Annotated in this window: 16 protein-coding genes and 1 tRNA gene; 11 read left to right on the forward strand and 6 right to left on the reverse strand. The window is 46.2% G+C overall.

Annotation, left to right across the window (positions count from 1 at the left end; translation table 11 throughout):
- Positions 1–132 precede the first annotated feature (132 nt).
- The 3 genes from ACED36_RS20065 to ACED36_RS20075 all read left to right on the forward strand — a co-directional run bounded on the left by ACED36_RS20065 (position 133) and on the right by ACED36_RS20075 (position 1,554).
- A tRNA-Leu gene (locus ACED36_RS20065) sits at positions 133–219 on the forward strand.
- Positions 220–1,061: 842 nt separating this feature from the next.
- On the forward strand, positions 1,062–1,328 hold the full coding sequence (locus ACED36_RS20070; protein ID WP_017004849.1) for a bacteriocin immunity protein: 267 nt from the start codon (positions 1,062–1,064) through the stop codon (positions 1,326–1,328).
- Between the two features lie 73 nt (positions 1,329–1,401).
- Positions 1,402–1,554, forward strand: coding sequence for a hypothetical protein (locus ACED36_RS20075; RefSeq protein ID WP_017004850.1), 153 nt, complete (start codon positions 1,402–1,404; stop codon positions 1,552–1,554).
- Between the two features lie 110 nt (positions 1,555–1,664).
- On the opposite strand, the gene ACED36_RS20080 is transcribed toward ACED36_RS20075, so the two are convergent.
- Positions 1,665–2,843: a patatin-like phospholipase family protein gene (locus ACED36_RS20080; protein ID WP_017004851.1), complete on the reverse strand. Its 1,179-nt coding sequence runs from the start codon at positions 2,841–2,843 to the stop codon at positions 1,665–1,667.
- A 435-nt stretch (positions 2,844–3,278) separates the two neighbouring features.
- Here ACED36_RS20080 and ACED36_RS20085 point away from each other — a divergent pair, with 435 nt between their 5' ends.
- On the forward strand, positions 3,279–5,699 hold the full coding sequence (locus ACED36_RS20085) for a family 20 glycosylhydrolase (RefSeq protein WP_371733754.1): 2,421 nt from the start codon (positions 3,279–3,281) through the stop codon (positions 5,697–5,699).
- A gap of 383 nt (positions 5,700–6,082) precedes the next feature.
- Positions 6,083–7,315, forward strand: a complete 1,233-nt coding sequence (locus ACED36_RS20090) for a hypothetical protein (RefSeq protein WP_371733755.1) — start codon at positions 6,083–6,085, stop codon at positions 7,313–7,315.
- 133 nt (positions 7,316–7,448) lie between these two features.
- Here ACED36_RS20090 and ACED36_RS20095 read toward each other — a convergent pair whose 3' ends face one another.
- Positions 7,449–8,012 carry a hypothetical protein gene (locus ACED36_RS20095; RefSeq protein WP_016958922.1) on the reverse strand — a complete coding sequence of 188 codons (564 nt, stop codon included), beginning with the start codon at positions 8,010–8,012 and terminating at the stop codon, positions 7,449–7,451.
- A gap of 327 nt (positions 8,013–8,339) precedes the next feature.
- On the opposite strand from ACED36_RS20095, the gene ACED36_RS20100 reads away from it, so the two are divergent.
- The 3 genes from ACED36_RS20100 (at position 8,340) to ACED36_RS20110 (ending at position 10,864) form a co-directional block, all read left to right on the forward strand.
- Entirely contained in the window at positions 8,340–9,518 is a 1,179-nt protein-coding gene (locus ACED36_RS20100; RefSeq protein WP_016958921.1) for a CHRD domain-containing protein, read from the forward strand.
- A 226-nt stretch (positions 9,519–9,744) separates the two neighbouring features.
- Entirely contained in the window at positions 9,745–10,035 is a 291-nt protein-coding gene (locus ACED36_RS20105; RefSeq protein WP_016958920.1) for an antibiotic biosynthesis monooxygenase, read from the forward strand.
- 160 nt (positions 10,036–10,195) lie between these two features.
- The gene (locus ACED36_RS20110) at positions 10,196–10,864 is read left to right on the forward strand and encodes a DJ-1/PfpI family protein (protein ID WP_016958919.1); all 669 of its coding nucleotides are present in this window, start codon (positions 10,196–10,198) and stop codon (positions 10,862–10,864) included.
- Between the two features lie 117 nt (positions 10,865–10,981).
- Here the strand turns inward: ACED36_RS20110 and ACED36_RS20115 are convergent, their stop codons facing one another.
- The 4 genes from ACED36_RS20115 to ACED36_RS20130 form a co-directional block, all read right to left on the reverse strand.
- On the reverse strand, positions 10,982–12,034 hold the full coding sequence (locus tag ACED36_RS20115; RefSeq protein WP_017004863.1) for a DctP family TRAP transporter solute-binding subunit: 1,053 nt from the start codon (positions 12,032–12,034) through the stop codon (positions 10,982–10,984).
- Between the two features lie 98 nt (positions 12,035–12,132).
- On the reverse strand, positions 12,133–13,407 hold the full coding sequence (locus tag ACED36_RS20120) for a TRAP transporter large permease (protein ID WP_017004865.1): 1,275 nt from the start codon (positions 13,405–13,407) through the stop codon (positions 12,133–12,135).
- A complete protein-coding gene (locus ACED36_RS20125) occupies positions 13,407–13,949 on the reverse strand; it encodes a TRAP transporter small permease (protein WP_241819047.1) in 543 nt (180 codons plus the stop codon). Before ACED36_RS20125 ends, ACED36_RS20120 begins: the two co-directional genes overlap by 1 nt.
- 530 nt (positions 13,950–14,479) lie before the next feature.
- Positions 14,480–15,757, reverse strand: coding sequence for an amino acid deaminase (locus tag ACED36_RS20130; RefSeq protein WP_371733757.1), 1,278 nt, complete (start codon positions 15,755–15,757; stop codon positions 14,480–14,482).
- Between the two features lie 165 nt (positions 15,758–15,922).
- On the opposite strand from ACED36_RS20130, the gene ACED36_RS20135 reads away from it, so the two are divergent.
- Genes ACED36_RS20135 through ACED36_RS20145 form a run of 3 tightly spaced genes read left to right on the forward strand, consistent with a single transcriptional unit; the run spans position 15,923 to position 18,677 of the window.
- The gene (locus ACED36_RS20135; RefSeq protein WP_371733758.1) at positions 15,923–16,786 is read left to right on the forward strand and encodes a MurR/RpiR family transcriptional regulator; all 864 of its coding nucleotides are present in this window, start codon (positions 15,923–15,925) and stop codon (positions 16,784–16,786) included.
- Positions 16,787–16,806: 20 nt separating this feature from the next.
- The gene (locus tag ACED36_RS20140; RefSeq protein WP_371733759.1) at positions 16,807–18,297 is read left to right on the forward strand and encodes an amidohydrolase family protein; all 1,491 of its coding nucleotides are present in this window, start codon (positions 16,807–16,809) and stop codon (positions 18,295–18,297) included.
- On the forward strand, positions 18,294–18,677 hold the full coding sequence (locus ACED36_RS20145) for a RidA family protein (RefSeq protein WP_371733760.1): 384 nt from the start codon (positions 18,294–18,296) through the stop codon (positions 18,675–18,677). Before ACED36_RS20140 ends, ACED36_RS20145 begins: the two co-directional genes overlap by 4 nt.
- Positions 18,678–18,701: the final 24 nt, after the last annotated feature.

The raw sequence follows: 18,701 nt of genomic DNA on the forward strand, positions 1-18,701 counted from the left end.
AACCTTGCCAAGGTTGAGGTCATCGGTTCGAACCCGATGTGTCGCTCCAAATTTTGACTTTCGATTCGTCGAAAGTAAGTATGTAGAAATACATACGACGATGGTGCCTATCATCGCAATCAAGCATTGCGTGCCCTGGTGGTGGAATTGGTAGACACAAGGGATTTAAAATCCCTCGACGTTCGCGTTGTGCCGGTTCAAGTCCGGCCCGGGGCACCATCTTTAAGAAAGCTCACCGAAAGGTGGGCTTTTTTTTCGTCTGTTGATCTTACTCTTCGGCCTCTAAGCTACGATGTAACTCGTGTCTGTAGGCTTCTCTCCAAGCAAGAAAAAGTAGAACTACTTTTCTGTATCTTCGTTCTTAAAATACACCCACGTCATTATCATCATGCCTATTGCTAGGATGTTGAGAGAGTATCCAGTTCTTTGATTTGCTGGGATGTCGATTGGGCCAGACCAATTTGAAAAATAGATAGAAAAACCAGTAGTGAAGTAGAATTCCGTACTAGGGAGAGTTGTTGCGGACTGCATTAAATAGAAAATAATTAGCATCCATTTACCAATACGGTACTGCAAGGAAACGAGGAGGCAGCTGAGGTAGCCAAATAGCAAATACACTATATAGTCAGCACGATATGTTGAGTTGTAGTCATAGGTGTCATATTCGATGGATGATGCTGAAACCAGTAATATCAGGGTGAAACCAACAACGAGCATCTTTGTTTTGTCCATAATGAATACACCACTGATAAAACAATTAATTGATGCTAGCACTGCGCAATAGTGACACGCAAATTTTGCAGCCCGTCGCGTGAAATGAAAACAGCAACCGCTTAACCTGAAACACCAATCGCATTTTAATTTAAACGGTTTATTTACTTTCTCATTAAACGGGTGGTAAACACGTTTTGAGGTGGTCTTAAACCTCTTTCCACCTCACGTTATACTCCAACATCTCATCAAACTCGCTGATTTCTCGCTTCATTGTTCGTTGTCCGTCATGAGTCATAAAACCTTGATGGTATGAAGAGCAAGATCTACCATGTTTCAAGGAAGGCTAAATGCGAGAACCCAGACAACTATCTGATTACACGGAAGAAGAGTTCTTGGATCTCGTGACCAAAATTTGTAGAGCTGATGCGCCATCAGAAAGTGAACTGGATGCATTAGTTGATCACTTTGAAGAAATCACAGAGCATCCTGATGGTGCAGATCTGATCTACTACTACCCAGAAATAGAACAAGATGGCACGCGTGTCAGCAATGTACGCATAGTAAAAGAGTGGCGAGCGTCGCAGGGTCTATCAGGGTTAAAGCATTGCCCATAATCCCACTTTTTAAACCGTGTTGGCTGTGTTTAATGGAGTCCTGAACAGTAGGAAAGGTGAAGAGAGTATATTGATGGACGCCAAATATAGCGAAATGCTTGGTCTGACTTACGAAGAGTTGTTGAAAAACAGCGCATTTTTGTCAGCAATTGGCGGGAATGTACCACGTGATGTTGATCCTGCTTTCGATACGAAAGTTCAGTTTTTAAACTGGTTTAAACGATGATGAATGCTCAAACCGCTTGAACCCAACCAAAAGCCGCGTTGTTTTCTCCTAATAATGTAAAACCTCGACCTGTAAACAGGCCGAGGTTTTTATTTAGGTGAGAGTAAGAACTACCCCCAATACTTTCTGATTACCTGATTTGCGCTAAGTAGGCTCACGTTGTCAGAAAAATTGATAAGTTCCTGTATCTCGTGGGGCTTGTGGCAATCTTCGGCAAGGTACACATCCCCCAAATCAGGATTCAGATATGCATAGCGTTGACCTAATAACATATTTGACTGCTGGGGAATTTCATTCGTCGAAGTGCCATTCAGGCACATGTTTAGAATTGGGTTCTTTTGGCTGTCATTTACAAAAAGAGGTGGTACTTTACTTCCAGTGTATTCCAGTTCACCTTTGATATTTAACCACTGTTCAGAACCCCATTCTGTTGTATTGCTAGGGTTGTCTAGATAGTTTTTCATGAAGCCAGTGCCAAAGCAGATAACCGAGATTTCTTCTAGTTTATGACCCTGTTCAACGGCCATACACACTGCTGCAATCGTTGGATCATGATTTACATAAGCGCCGTCTACGAAATAACCCAAAACCTCAGAGCCATGAACCGATTTACGAACTTCAGCGCTAGGACACATCCCTTGCATTGCTCCGCTGGCAGTAATGGCTTCTGTCAGAGAAACGTTTCCGGTGGGTGAATAAGCCAGGTTATTAAACAGTGCCATGCCCCAAGAGTTATTCGTTACGACTTCGTATTGAGAGCCAGGTTGGCGTTGCTCGTGTTGCTGGACGTTAAATGAAGGAAACATCAGATCAAAGCTATCGGACAAATCAAACATGCATAGTGACGCAAGCTTGGCAGCATCGAGGTCTGGTGAAATTAGCTTTCCGAGTTCACCAAGAAACTCATCCATATGGTCTGAGGTTAATATGGGACGTTTAGGATCGCCTTGTTTGCCATTGCTAAACGCAGCCGGCATGACGTCGATATAAAGCTTGAGGAGACATTCAAGAGCGCTGTTCACATCCTTTTCAGTTTCAAATGTGTTGTATTTTTTATACAAAGCTAAGAAGCCTGAAATGATGGAGCCTGTAGAGCAACCAGTGAGCATATCCGCACTTTGAAGTAAGCCTGGATTTTCTTCTTGCAGTCTTTGTAGCATTTTTACTGACATTAAACCACGCTCACCACCACCACAGAAGCTCAAGATTTTGTATGTAGACATGAATATCTCCGCATTGAGTTTTAAATGATTGCCTAGTAATGCAGGCAGTTCTAATGCTAGGTTCATGTGCTTCTACCGCAAGGTCATGTTACCAAATAGTTAAATAGTTAACGCTTCGTCACTTTCCTTTGTAATACTTAATTTGTCAGTTACATTCTTCCTGAGTATTTAATCGAACTGTGAGTGTTTTATCTCTAAGCTTCTAAGTAACGCCAATATACATTCAAAAATTCTATACTTCACTGCACATACAGCCCTCAAGAAGGCAACGGAAACAATGTGTTAACATGTTGAATAGAATAACTATTTTTGCACTCAATGGCATAACTGTGAACCCTTCTAAAATTATTAAACGCTATGTCGAAAAATAGCTGCTAAAAATCACGTTAATCTATTGATAGCCTTGTTGGTTGTCCTATTAATTTATAGCTTGAATTTAATCGCAAAGCACTTAGCTAAAAATGCTATTCGCCAAAAAATAATGTGTATTGAAGGAAAACTATGAAGAAGTCCGCTATCAGTTTATTGATCTCTGCCGCTCTGTTGTCCCCTGTAACACTTGCTGATGCACCAAACACTGATCTTCAATTAATGCCTTACCCAAGCTCGGTCTTTCTCCAAGAAGGCAACACCGAGATTAACCAAGATTTTTCTTTGTTCATTTCAGGTTATAGCTCTGAGCGCGTTGAAAAACTGAGCCAACGCATTATCGATCGTGTGCAAAAACAAACAGGTTTGCTACTCAACAATCCGATTGCAGAAAAGCAATCAGATGCGACCTTAGTGATTGATATAAAAGCGGCTTCAACGTCTTTGGTACAGACTATTGATACCGATGAGTCTTACAAAATCACTAGCAAAAATGGACAGATCACGCTTTCATCGGCGTATCCTGACGGCGCAATTGATGGCGCAGAAACCTTCTTGCAATTGATAACGACGGATGCAAACTCAACCTCTGTACCGAACGTGATAATCGACGATGAGCCACGCTTCAAACACCGTGGCTTGTTGATCGACTCATCGCGACATTTTGTTGAGCTTGAAACCATCAAGCGCCAAATCGACGGCATGGCATCGGCGAAGTTGAACGTACTCCATTGGCACCTTACAGATGACCAAGGCTGGCGCATCGAATCAAAAGCCTATCCATTGCTTCAAGAAACATCGCTTGGTGGGCAGTTCTACACACAAGAAGAACTTAAAGACGTGGTAGCGTATGCACGCGATCGCGGTATTCGCGTTATCCCTGAAATCAACCTGCCATCGCACGCCAGCCAAATTGTAAAGGCGTACCCTAACCTCGGTTCAGGTGATGCATCAAATTATGAGGGCACTGCGGAGTGGGGTGTGTTCCCACCGCTACTCGACCCAACCAATCCAGATGTATTTACTTTTGTTGATGCAATTGTGTCAGAGATGGCAGCCATTTTCCCTGACAAATCCCTGCACATTGGGGGTGATGAACCCTTGTATGGTGAATGGGAGAAGAACGCAAAAATTCAAGCGTACATGAAAGAACAAGGCATCAAAGATCCTCGTGCCTTACAAGCCTACTTCAATGCCAAAGTTCAAGAAATCCTAGCAAAATACGACAAAGACATGAGCGGTTGGGATGAAATATTCCACCCTGATTTGCCAAAGACAATCACAATCCAATCTTGGCGTGGGCATGAATCTCTTGCTGATGCTGCAAAAGAAGGCTACACAGGCATTCTTTCCACGGGTTACTACATTGACCAACCTCAGCCAACGAGCTATCACTACTGTAACGACCCAATGCCGTCAGGATTGACCGTTGATGACGCTCTGCACAGTGGTGAGACGTTCGAAACCTACACGTGGAGCAAACCACGTGGTAAAGGATCTGACCGAACCGGAACCCTGACCATTATCACTGACAAAAACGGTCAAGCGCGTGCATTCACTGATTATGCAGGCAAACCTCGCGCTGAAGTGGTTGTCACGGAATACGAAGCAGGCAAACGTTTCGTCGGTCATTTCGACAACTTCATGTCTTACACCAATTTCGTGTTAGACATGGAAAACGGAATGATTGAGGGTGAGACCTCATATCAAGTTATTGGTAACGTTCGTTGGCCAACCTTTGGCGATAAGACTGCGGGTACCGATATGGCAGGAACCGTTATTCCTGACAACATCAAACCCTTCACGCTTCCTAAGAACCTAGAAAAGCAAATTTTGGGTGGTGAGATGACACTGTGGGCCGAAAACGTATCTGACGAAACGCTGTCAGTACGTTTGTACCCACGTGCCTACGCGATTGCAGAACGCTTATGGTCACCAAAAGAGCTCACAGACGAAGATTCTATGTACGAACGCATACAATCTGTATCTGCGTGGGCTACGGTCTCTGTTGGCTTAGATCATGAAACCACGCCATATACCATGCGAGTTCGATTGGCGGGTACCACCGATGTAACCGCGCTAAACACCTTGGCCACGTATATTGAACCCGCTCAGTATTACGCGCGTAACTGGATCAAATTCAACAATGGTGTTTATCATCAATTCGAACGCTTGAATCGCTATGTCGATACCTTACCAGTCGAATCTTACCGTATACGCGACATGGAAAAACTGGCTCTGTCTAACGAAGAAAAAGACATCCTCACACTCCAGGGTGACTTTTATAAAATTATCGCCAATCACAATGCGGTGGTTAGCCTAATGGCAAACAATCACGCCATGAAGGATTCTATTCCAGTTGCTGAACACGCATTCGCGATGGCGAAATTAGGAAACCTACTGATTTCAAAAAAACTCAGTAATGAAACCCTAAATCGCGCAGAGTTCACGAAATACGCGAAGCAGATTTCCGACTCTGCGCAACCGCAGGATGAAATCATCGTTGCCTTGGTTAGACCGGTAGAAGTGCTTCTGCAATCGTTAAAGAAATAACAGTTCCATTACGCTCGTAGATTTTAAAATACCAAAGCCTAGGCCATTCCTAGGCTTTTTTGTCTTGCTTTTATTTTGATCACGGTGATTTTCTCAATTGACGATGAAATTAGTTTTTATTTGTCTCTGTCCTTTTCACCCGCCGTTGTCACAACAACTCCTCCTTTATGCATTATTCAAAAACTGTGTTGTGAGCTGGCGTTTCAGTTATTACGTTGATAGGCATGTCACTAGCTTTTCGGCGCATCTCCAAGCAACAAAACGTTTTCTATCACTTTGTTTAAAATCGCTGTCACTCCAAGCTTAAGTGGATTTAGGCTAGCGCGCTGAACAACCAAGGGGACGATAAGTCCTACAAGTCTATTTGCACAAAGGAGTGTGTAGTGAGAATAAGTCCAATTAAAGTAACCAATCTTTTTATCGCAGTTTTGGCTCTGGTGAACGTAAATGTTACTTCTGCCTCCGTTCCTGTTGGTTACTATTCAGATAAGATCAATGATCGCGTTATTGCATTTAATCCAAGAACAATGGATGTACTCAATATCATTTCAACAAACGGCGCGTCGCCTTATCCAATAGACAACGCGGGTGACAAACAGGTCTACGTCACTACCCGAGCTTCGAAATCTCTGGATGTCATAGATAAAGAGAGTATGCAGCTGGTCGAGACGATACATTTGTCCCACTATCCTCGTTCAGTGACATATAACAGCACCAATAAGCTGGCGATCGTTTCTGGTGTGAGAAAGCCAGTGACCAGTGTGATTGAAACCGAAACTAACCGTGTTGTTGGTGTCGTGGGAGAAGAAATGTTGGCTCGTCCAACTGGCTTCGGTGGTGGTCTAGCAACTGGGCATCCATTTTGGCTTACCGAAGATAAGTTTTTGTTGCTTGACCGTGAAAAGCGAAAAATCGATCTATATCGGGTAAACAAGCTTGGCACCGATAACTACACCGTAGACTATCTATACACGCTGGATGTGCCATCGTCCGTTCATCACATTATGTCGGTACCGAAGGCGACTGGTTTTCAGAAGGACCTGTTTTACGCTGTAGCAGAAGGGGCACCGAAAGAAGGGATTGCGCCAGCTATCGTTGCATTCGAACTCTCTGGTGATCAGCTCTACCACAGTAACACCCTGTTTTTGTCTTCTGATGAAGAGACGGTTGGCGGTATGGGGGCTCACCACGCATCATTCCATCCAGATGGCGTGCACATCTATGTAGGCTCTAACGAAGGTCAAACATTTGTCGTGAACAGAACTGAAATGCGTGTGGTGAATACGATCGAAACAGGCAAAGGGAATGGTCATACAACGATGATTCCAGGACGAATGCTGGCTGTTTCTACCAATCACTCTGATACATTCATGACAGTGATCGATTTGAACACGCACAAGAAACTTACAGATATTGAAGTGAGTCAGCTTTCTGCTTCGGCGTCGAACAAAACGCAGTCTCATACCTCTTCGTTTGATCCAAAGAACGACAGATACTTTTACACGGCGGCAAGTAATGATGGTTCAATTCTTGAGATTGATTTAGAGACGTTGTCAGTGTCTCGTCAAATTACGCTTAATGGCAGCTATCCAATTCAAGGTGTTTACGTTTGGTAAGTGATAAATAGGAAAGGTCTCTAACGCCCTAAGCCAATTAAAAAAGCCAGTCAGTTTTCTTACTGGTTTTTTTGTCGTTTATTTTTGGGTAACACGCATTGGAAATAAGCGACTTTCTTGTTCGCTCTGGTTGTCAGCATCCAGACTGATGACCGACTCTCAATCCTGCTAAGTGCATGCTGATAGCCGTTGATGAAAGCGCGGCAGGCATAGTTCCCATTACATCTGAGTGGCTTACCCACGGGTAGGGAAGTTTAGCGAGCCAATCAAACAGTGTGGATTCTACGTCGTTGGGTAACACACTCATGTCGTGAATCTCTATAGTTAATTGCTTAGCCCCGCCAGGGGTATTGTTGTCAAAACACCAAGCGTAATCACCAAAGCCCACTTTTATCTGCCCTGACGTTTTGTTTTTCATGCCCACTAACCAGCCGCAATGCAGTGAGTCTTTTGTCTGTTTCAGTGTGTCGGTCAGGCAAAAGGTGTAGATGTTTTCATTGTTGGCGTTGAAATCGCGACATAGCGTGTCCGTTATTTTTTCTAAGCCCTCTGTGCGAGGAAGAAAGGCGATGTTGCTCGAGTCGACCTTCATCGATAAAACGGCCTCTTCTGTGAATACGTTTCTCATCAAATGTGGTTTGTTGTTGTCTTTGGCGAGCACATACAGGGTGACGGCGTTTTGCTGCTTGCTGGTCATTTTCGCGTTTCCTTATGCGGGTCATCCGTGTCGTTTTAATGTTGCAGAGTGGCGTGTTTTCGTCCAATTCCTTCTTTTTACGCGTAGCGATAAATAAAACTGATGTGAACTGTCGCGTCCTTAAGAAACGCTAATTAAATGCTGTTTTGCGCGAATTAGCTGAATCTAGCGGCACTTCTCTATCGTCCCGATTAGGTGTTTCCCCAAACACGAAACCAGAAGTTTGGAATTTCCCGCTTAGAAACCTTTGTCGATGGTCTGGTTTTCGAACGATATACGTGGGCGTTTACGTGCTCCAAGGGCTGGGTTAATCAATAGGATGATAATATGAAGTACATAATTGCGGCGGCGACCTTGGTAACACTCGTGGCGTGCCATGATGACAATCATGCAGTAACACCGACTCCTCCTTCCCCTGAATTTACTGTCACTAAAACCTATGTGTTAGCGCTCAACGGACGCCAAGCGGTGCCCATGAATGACTCTATACGCATGGCAAGTTCAACGGTGCAACTGGATGAAAATACCCAACAACTGCAAGCAACGCTCGACACCGCTAATTTGCCAGAATTCACCGCAGCACATATACATGCCGGTGATATTGGTGAAACAGGCGGCGTTGTCTTTCCATTTAATACGCCGGATTCAAATGGGTTAGCCAGTATTGATGTGAGCGACCTAACCGATGAACAGCTTCAAACCCTGCTAAGTGGTGATTGGTATATCAATCTGCATACAACGCTTGTTCCATCGGGCGAAGTGCGGGCGCAAATTGTGCCGAATACCACCACGATTTACACCTTCGAGGTGGATAGCGAACAGGAGGTTCCAGCTGTGACGAGTGCGGCGACGGGCGATGGTTATGCGGAATATGACAGCGAGAGCAAGGTGTTGAATGTGCGTGTTAACACAGATGGAATTGACGATGCGACAGCCGCGCACATTCACACTGGCGATGTCGGGAGCAATGGCGGTGTGCTGGTCGTTCTCGATCAAGATGCGGAAGACAGCAGCGTGTGGACAGCACCTGAAAACACGGAAATTGATGCAGCTACCTTGGCCGTGTTGAACGCGGGGGGTTATTACACCAACTTCCACACACCAGCGAACCCTGGGGGTGAAATCCGTGGGCAGGTGCTGGCAGACAACTACGTGTTATTGACGTTCCCATTGTCAGGCAGCCAAGAAGTGCCTGCCGTGACGACAGCGGCTAAAGGTGATGGTTATGCGTTGGTTGATAAAAACAGCGGTGCGTTGACCTTAAAGGTGATAACGACAGGTGTTGCGGATGCTACCGCCGCGCATGTTCACACTGGTGCGAGCGGTTCAAACGGTGGTGTGTTGGTTGCATTAGAACAAGAGACGGGTGATGCAAATATCTGGAATGCTCCAGCGAACACGGAGTTAAATGCGTCGGCATTGACCACGTTTGTGTCCGGTGGGAACTATGTGAATGTCCATACCCCTGCAAATGCGGGAGGTGAGATCCGAGGACAAATTGACTAAATATTTCCCCTCAAGATAACGTCCATACCAGCCGATGAACAACGCTAACGGACTAAGTGTTGTTCACGGCGAGCAAAGTTAAAACGGCCTAATAGGGCCGTTGTTCACGCTTGGCATATTTAAAAAGAGAATTGATTGAAAAACGTTACTTTTGAGGGTTTTTGAGCAGTTTCTTTTTCCCCACGTGATTAAATATTCAGCATCAGTTAATCAATGGAGAAAGACAATGAGCGTAAGAGTCACCCTTAATTGCAACGTTAAAGCAGGCCAGCATGAAACGTTATTGCCTTTTCTAGATAAGAACTTACCGAATGTGAGGGGGTTTGATGGCTGCTTGAGTGTGGACGTCTATTTTGATGAAAAAGGCGAGGAAATGCTGTTAGAAGAAGAGTGGTTAAGCATTGAAAAGCATCAAGCATACATAGGTTACATTCAGCAAAATGGCGTACTAGGTGAGTTGGCAGCATTCTTTTCGTCGGCACCTGTCATTAAGTATTTTCACAAAGAAAGTGTTTAGTTAAGCCATATAAAACAGCCAGCTAACACGTTAACCAAATGGATGCAGATCATCATTTGGTGTTCGTGCCTCACGAGTTCCAACCCATTATTCATGCCGCTCAGCGATGTGCGGTTCAGTGATGCGTTGGGCGTGAGCTTTACATAAATAGGGAATGTTTATGAAAACCATAACGAAGTTTGTCTTTTTTGTTGTTCTATCAATCACCGCAAATATTGCTAGCGCAGCGTCCTCCAAAATCGGAATTTTGGTTTTCGATGGCTTTTTAACAAGCGATGTTACTGCACCTATAGAAGTGTTTGGGGCGGCAACCAAGAAGTCATGGTTTTCTTCTTATGAAGTTGTGGTGATTTCTGCCACAGAAGATAAGACTGTGATTTCTGAAGAAGGGTTAAAGGTGGTCGCCGATCAAACCATCTATGACACGATAGAGCTGGATGTTCTTCTTGTTCCCAGTGCCTATGACATGGGTGATTATATAGGTAACGACAACCTCATCAGCTTCATTGAAAAGCAGGGGGCATCCGCATCGTGGATGGCTAGCAATTGTTCTGGTGCTTTTCTTTTAGGTGAAGCGGGCATTTTGGATGGAAAAAAAGCCACTACATGGGCAGGTGGTGAAAAAGACCTAGCGATGTCGTACCCAAAAATAAACGTTCAATATGACCAGAACGTCGTGATTGACGGTAACGTTATTACGTCAAATGGCGGACCAGTTAGCTATCAGGCAGCATTTGAATTACTGGCAAAACTTAGCTCAGAAAAATTCGCTAACGAAATATCTGAGTCTATTCAATTCAACAGACTTGATCGAGCATTCAGGCCATAGTCGGTCGCTTTACCTGACCGAGAAAATCGATTCTCTTTTGCACAGAAAACACATAACAACGGCTCACACGCTTATGCCTGTGAGCCATTTTTATTTGCGGATTATTTACGGAAAAGCCTATTGCAGATAAACGGACTCGTTGGCTTTATCCACTTCGGTTAAAAACAAATTCAACAGTTCTGTGCCTTTCTCGCCATGGGTCTCTTTAATGTACTCAATCACGCCTGGCTGCGTGGCGTCGCTCATTTTCTGACGTGCTGTCGCGGTGAGGGCGTTGATCTTCATTTTCGATTTCAGACCTTCAATGCCACGGTCGCTAGACGCTTCGATCAGACGGGACAAGCCACGGTTTGAGCTTAATGCGATTTCGACGGCATCAGAGACAATTTTCTGTTGTTCAGCGGTAAGTCCGTCATAAAAGTCTTTGTTGATCATGAAGGTGTAAGGTGCGAACAAGTGATTTGTCAGCGTTAGGTAACCTTGCACTTCATTAAATTTGGCAAACGAAACCGTCGGGATTGGGTTCATTTGTCCGTCGATCACGCCCGTTTGCAGTGACGAGTAAACTTCACCCCAAGACAAAGGGTACGCCTCAGCACCCAGAGATTGAATGATCTTCTGATGAGTTGGCAGTGTCATGGTACGAATGCGTAGCCCTTTAAAATCATCAAGCGATTCAAGCGGGCGCTTTGAGTTGGTGACGGAGAAAAAGCCGCCTGTATCGGGGAAGCCCAAAACTTTGACATCTTTTAGCTCGCTCTCAATATCTCGCGCTAATGCCTGACCGAATTTCCCATCTAGGACTTCATAAGTGGACGCGTTGCTGGTGAAAGCAAAAGGGACATCCAGTACACCGATTCGTGGGTAATAACCTGCAAGTGGGCCGACAGGTGCCAATGTTCCCTGCAACTGACCATCACGAACCATTTGGATGTGCTCTTTCGCCGTACCAAGTTGGTTGCTCGGGAAAACCTGTACTTTAATTTCGCCGTTAGTGGCCACTTCGACAATATTTTTGAATACACCCGTGAACGCGTGCGCCGGGTTTTCCATCATGTCCGCTTTGTTGTCATGACCGATACGAAGCACTTTCTCAGCCATAGCAAAAGGTGCTGACAATAAGGTAGTGGCGAGCGCTGCTGCGATCAGGGATTTGTTGATGGTTTTCATAATCACTCCATTGTTATGCTTGCTTCCAATAGCGCTCGCGTGGTGCGTCGCGCTTTGTGAAGCCTGTAGGGGTTAGAGAACAAACGTAAACGTGTTGATTAGTAGCCAAGCAGACGAGGGATGAAGAGCACCACGTCTGGTGTGTAAGCGATAAAGAACAGCAACAGGAGTTGGCCGATCAAAAACGGCATGAGTTCTTTAGCGATCCCTTCAATTTTTGCGCCAGTGACGGAAGAAAGCACAAAGAGGCAGGCACCAATGGGAGGCGTCATCAGGGATATATTGAGTGCCAGCACAAAAACAATGCCCGCATGCAGTGGGTCCATGCCAATTTCGACCGTGAGTGGGATCAAGATAGGGGCGAGGATGATCAACATAACGTTGATATCCATCAGCATGCCAACGGTCAGCAGTAATACGATGATCAGCGCGAGAATGACGTGTGGGTTATCTGAAAAAGACACAAACACATCCGCGATCATTTGTGGGATCTGATTGAAACTCAGCCACCAACCCAATATCGATGCGGAGCCAATGATGAGGTAAATCACCCCTGAGATTTGCGCAGTACGCACAATCATGTGGTATAAGGCGCTCAAGCTAAGGTTGCGGTAAACAAAGGTACCGATGATTAATGCGTAAGCGACAGCAATCGAGGCTGCTTCTGTCGGTGTAACAATACCGAAGACAATGCCACCTAAGATGATGATGGGCATAAGCAACGCAAGGCTGGATTTGCGGAACAAATGCAACACCTGCATTAACGAAGCGTGTTGTTGGCTCTTGGGTAGGTTCTTACGTTTTCCCGTTGCTGCAATGATGGCCATACAAACAAAACACACCAAGAGCCCGGGCAAAATACCTGTGGCAAATAAGCCTCCAATAGATACACCCATTAACGAGCCGTAGACCACCATAATGCCTGAGGGCGGTATCGTTGGCCCTATGATGGAACCTGCGGCGGTAACGGCACATGCATAGTCTTTGGTGTAGCCTTCTTTTTCCATTGCTGGCACTAAGGTACGGCCAAAGGCAGCTGCGTCAGCGGTAGCAGATCCGGTGATCCCTGAGAAAAAGACCGACGCCAACATGTTTGAATGGGCAAGGCCACCTCGAAAATGCCCGACTAACGCTTGTGCCAAATGAACCAAGCGGCTAGTGATGCCGGTGTGATTCATTATTTCACCGGCGAGAATGAAAAACGGCATGGCAAGAAATGGAAAGATGTTTAGCCCGTTAAAAATTTTACTGGGCGCCAAGGACGTAAAATGCGTACCGCCGATTTCGTACATGCCCAGTAGCCCAGCAACGCCTAAAGCGATGGCAATGGGTGCACCTATTAGCATCAAGATAAAGAATAATGCACCAACCATCAGATGTTCTCCTCTTGCGGGGCGAGTGGGTTTTTATCAGGACCGTTGGAAAGCGAAAGTGCATCGTCCAATAAATTCAGGAATGCTTGTACAGCGGATAGTCCGAATGTCACAGGAATGGCGGCATAGGCGTAAGCCATTGGCATGCCAAACACGGTTGAAAGTTGGCTCGCACCTTTTTCGGTAAAGGCGATGCCGAGGTAGGCGATATAAGCAAAGAAACTGACCGTGAGGACACCGATCAGGAGTTTGAGGGCGCTTTTCACTTTTTCGGGGAAGTGCTTGGTAACAAACTCTAATCCCATGTGCTCTCGATTGGCGGTGCAGCAAGGCACTGCCATGAGAATGGCCCATATCATGATGTAACGCGCCATCTCTTCTACCCAGACCAATTGCAGCCTGAGCCAATAGCGATCCAGTACGCCTAGCCAGACATCCAATATCAGCAGCGTCATGAGAATAGCGACCACGATTTGGTTGACCTTGTTCAATGAGCGCTTTATCGCTTTGATGTTTTTTAATAAGACGTCGGTACTGTTCATGATGTATCCCAATTCATGATTTAAGGCGTCAGTTTTTGACTGTTTAATGAGCAAAACCTTAATCCTGTGGCACAGAATTAACCGTGATCCCGATCGCGAATCGCCCACTGTGTGATAGTTTCTAACATTAACAAAGGAGAGATTTCAATAAGCTGTTGTTTTATTGTGGTTATTTAATTTTCACTGTGTTGGCAGGGGGCAAAGGGTGTTTGAAAAGTAACATACGTGGAATGCCAGAAAGCAGGGTGAAGACAAGATGTTTAGGGGCTTGTGTAGATAGAAAGTAACACCGTGTAGGCGGTGATGTTTGTGCAGGAAGTGTGATTGCGATCAATCAGGCTAAGAGGGTGTGAAGGGTTGCTTGGCGGCAATTTGGTGTAAATGTGGGGGCGATGGAATCGCGACATTCAACCAAAGAAAAGGGCGCGTTGCGCCCTTTTAAATCTGATTCACTGGTTAGTGAAAAGCTAAACCGACATTAACGGTCAAGCAAAAACTAGAACCAAGCAAATACTAAAACCAAGCTAATACTAAAAATAGGTATCTAGCCATTTGGTGACAAAGCCCGTTTCTTCTTCAACCCCAATATAGCGCCATTTGTCGAACGTCAGGCAAGGGTGCGACGTTGAAAAGGCGATGACATCACCAACTTTTAACGCGCCTGCCTGTTCAAACTCGACAAAAAGGTGTTGGTCCATGATGTTAGTGCTGACTAGCGACGGAAGCGGATGTTGTTCGCCATCTCGGTAAAGCCTGACTGCGCGAGGTAGCCCTGCATCAAAAGCGGCGTCACGTTTACCTAAACCAATGATGGCCTTGCCGGTTTCTGGAACAGAAATAACGTGGGCATAAAGCACTAATGCTGAAATTAAATCACCGCCAATACGACAGGCCGTGCTTGTATCCCGTTGAGATCTCGCCATGATCGCGTTTTGCGCGTCTTGGTATATGCCGTCGTCATGAATGAGGTAGCAACCCGGTCGGATAATGGTTGTCAGATCCTGGGTGTTGGCAAACTCTTCTGCCACCACGTCGTACCATGCGGAGCCTGCACCCGTGACAATCGGTTTATCGAGCCCAGATAAATCTATCAACGACTCGGCAAGCGCGACAGCACCTTTCACAAACGTTCTGACTAGGTGTTCAGCGTTATCTTCTCCGTGGTCGCCATGAATCACACCTTCATAAAACTCAACACCCGCAAAGCGTAAGTGGGTCGCCTTGGCGATGTCTTCTGCCAACGCTTTTACTTGCTGGTGACTACGACAACCGCAGCGGCCTCCAGCGATGCCCAGTTCAACCAAAAGCGGGACGGTCAATTGCCGACGTGATGCCGCCTCTTGCCATTGTTCGACCAAATATTGGCTATCCACACAGGGGTAGATGTCTACGCCTTTGTGTTCAATGAGATCCAATACGGCGTTGATGTTCGCTAATCCCACGATTTGGTTAGGAATGATAATGCGTTTTGCGCCCGCTTCTACAGCAACCTGAGCTTGTGCGGGGCTTGCTACAGATATTCCCCAAGCACCTTGTTCTAACTGCATGTTGAACAACTGCGGTGACATGGTGGTTTTGCCGTGGGGGCAAAGGTTCACTCCGCTCTGATCGGAGAAGTTTTGCATCCATTGCGCGTTATGAATCAACGCTGATTCAGACACGACAGCGGCAGGCAGTGGTAAGTCAGATAGTAAGGAATACTGACCGTCGGGTTTCAGTGTCAATGGCACACCTTTCGCCCCCAGTTCAAATGGCAGGGAGTCCGTTGGGTGATAATAACTATCAAATTTCACTTCTTTGTCCGACATGAGTTGACGCTCCTAACATGCAATGGATTGCGCGTGGAATAGGGTTTTAGAATAATATACAATGCTTATCATGTTGGAAACTATCAAACAATTCAGGTCTAAATGTGCGCGTTATCACTTTATCGCCACACTCGACTCGCTACGATAATGCCAGAGGTAATCGGAATGACGATGGAAGTAGATATCCTTTCTCAAATCTCACAACGGTTTGATGCTTTGCGAGACGCTGAGAAGAAAGTCGCTAAATGTGTCATGGACAATTTAGCGTGCGCGGCAAGTTCAAGCATTACTGAGCTTGCGGAAGAAGCGCAAGTGAGTGAAGCGACGATTACACGTTTTGCCAAAGCCGTCGGCTGTAAAAACGTGCGCGATTTGAAAATGAAATTAGCGCAATCTTTGGCGGTCGGGCAACGATTTATCAATGAACCTGTTGAGCAGACAGGCGTGCACGGCGTGTATGAATCCATCAAACAATCCATGGATTTGAACCGAAAACTGTTGGATGAAAAAGACATTGAAACTGCCGTCAATTGGCTACACAACGCTCGGCAGATCATCGGTATTGGCATGGGCGGCGGCTCTACCATGGTTGCGCAAGAATTGCAGTTTCGTTTGTTCCGTTTAGGTTACGCCGTGTCGACGTATCACGATGGGTTGTTGACACGCATGGTAGCGGCAACCGCAGACAGCAGCGATGTCATGGTTATTTTGTCGGTGACCGGTTACACCCCTGGCGTTTTGGATGTCGCGCAATTAGCCAAACAATATGGTTTGAAGGTGATTGCAATAACCCAAGCACAGTCGCCGCTGGCTGAAATCAGTGATTTGACCTTGCCGATAGCCACGCAGGAAACCGATTTTATTTATAAACCTTCCGCATCCCGCTACGCGATGTTGGCCTTGGTTGATGTATTAGCGATGCAATTGGCAGTGACACATAAGCGCCGTTCTCGTGACCGATTAAGAAGATTAAAACTTGCTTTGGATTCTTACCGAGGCGGGGGCGACAGACAGCCTCTGGGAGATTAACCGTCAACAATGAGATCGTTATGAGATACGACATGCTAATTGCTGGAGCCACCGTCATTGATGGTCTAGATAGCGAGCCTTTCCAAGCTGACGTGGCAGTGATTGATGATGTCATCGTCGCTGTGGGTCAATTGAATGCGTCCGACGCTGACACTGTCATCGATGCAAAAGGATTGGTGCTGAGCCCCGGCTTTATTGATGTTCATACTCATGATGATACCAATGTCATCAGAATGCCCGAATGCCTGCCGAAGATATCTCAAGGCGTGACAACCACCATTGTTGGCAATTGCGGTATCAGCGCGTCACCTGCGGTGCTTCATAACGCACCACCTGATCCAATGAATCTGCTCGGTGAGCAACAAGATTTTCAATACCCTACCTTCGCAAGCTATGCGGCCGCGGTGCGAGAAGCGCAGCCAGCGGTCAATGTTGCCGCGCTGGTGGGGCATACGACATTGCGAAACAATGTTATGGACGACCTGTATCGCACGGCTACGCAAGACGAAATTGCCGTGATGCGAGCACAGCTAACACAAGCACTCGATGACGGCGCGTTAGGCTTAAGCACCGGCTTGGCATACGCCAGTGCAAAATCGTGTGATGAAGCGGAAGTTCTGTCATTAAGCGAAGCACTCACCCAAGCCAATGCCATCTATACCACGCACATGCGAACAGAGTTTGAAGGTATTTTGGATGCCATGGATGAAGCATTTCGGGTGGGGCAGCGCGCGAAAGTCCCTGTGGTTATCTCCCATTTAAAATGTGCGGGAGCAGGCAACTGGGGAAGGACGACGGAAGTGCTGGAAAAGATGGATTACACCCGAAAGTCACAAGACATTGGCTGTGATTGCTACCCCTACACGGCAAGCTCTTCCACGTTAGATTTGAACCAGGTCACCGATGAATTTCCGATTTTCATCACCTGGTCGAAACACCATCCCACACTTGCCGGACGCATGCTCTCTGACATCGCTGACGAGCTTAACGTGAGCCTCATGGAAGCGGCAAAGTCCCTTCAACCTGCGGGGGCAGTATACCACAATATGGATGCGCAGGATGTTGAGCGAGTGCTTCAATATCCGCTCACCATGATAGGGTCTGACGGATTGCCAAACGACCCACATCCCCATCCTCGCTTGTGGGGAGCATTTCCGCGAGTCTTGGGCTATTACAGCCGTGACCGGGGTTTATTTCCTCTTAAGACAGCGATTTACAAGATGACAGGGTTATCGGCAAAGCGTTTTAATTTGGCGAGACGAGGCGAAATCAAAGTCGGTCACTATGCCGACCTGGTGCTGTTTAATCCAGAAACGGTCAATGACAGCGCCAGCTTTCAAAAGCCGATTCAGGCCGCCACCGGCATTCACACCGTGTGGGTCAACGGGAAAATCAGTTATCAGCAATCTATCGGTGTTCAGGGAAGGCATGGTCGATTTTTATCAAGAAATGACGCCAAACTGCCCGATGATAACGCCGACACTCATTCAGTAATGGAGACAAACTCATGACAATCAAACGATATGGTGCCGAAGGCGGTACGGGTACTGGCGGGCAACATTTACCTTTTTCTCGTGCAACTGAAGCCGGTGGCTTTTTGTATGTGTCGGGTCAAACGCCAATGATTGACGGAGAAGTGGTTGAAGGTGGCGTGGTTGAGCAGTCACGTTTGGCGATTCAAAACTGCGTCGACATCATGGAAGAAGCAGGGTACGGCCTTGCTGACGTGGTGCATGTGAAAGTGGTACTGACAGATTCTCGCTACTTCCAGTCGTTCAATAAAGTCTTTAAAGAGTACTTTGGCGAACACCCACCTGCCCGTATTTGTATGGTGTGTGATTTGGTGGTGGATGTGAAAGTAGAAGTCGACGTGACGTGTTATCGCGTTTAACGTTCGTTTGGCATGACAGAGTGA

The sequence above is a fragment of the Enterovibrio sp. FF113 genome (assembly GCF_041439165.1).
In the GTDB taxonomy this organism is placed as follows: domain Bacteria; phylum Pseudomonadota; class Gammaproteobacteria; order Enterobacterales; family Vibrionaceae; genus Enterovibrio; species Enterovibrio norvegicus_A.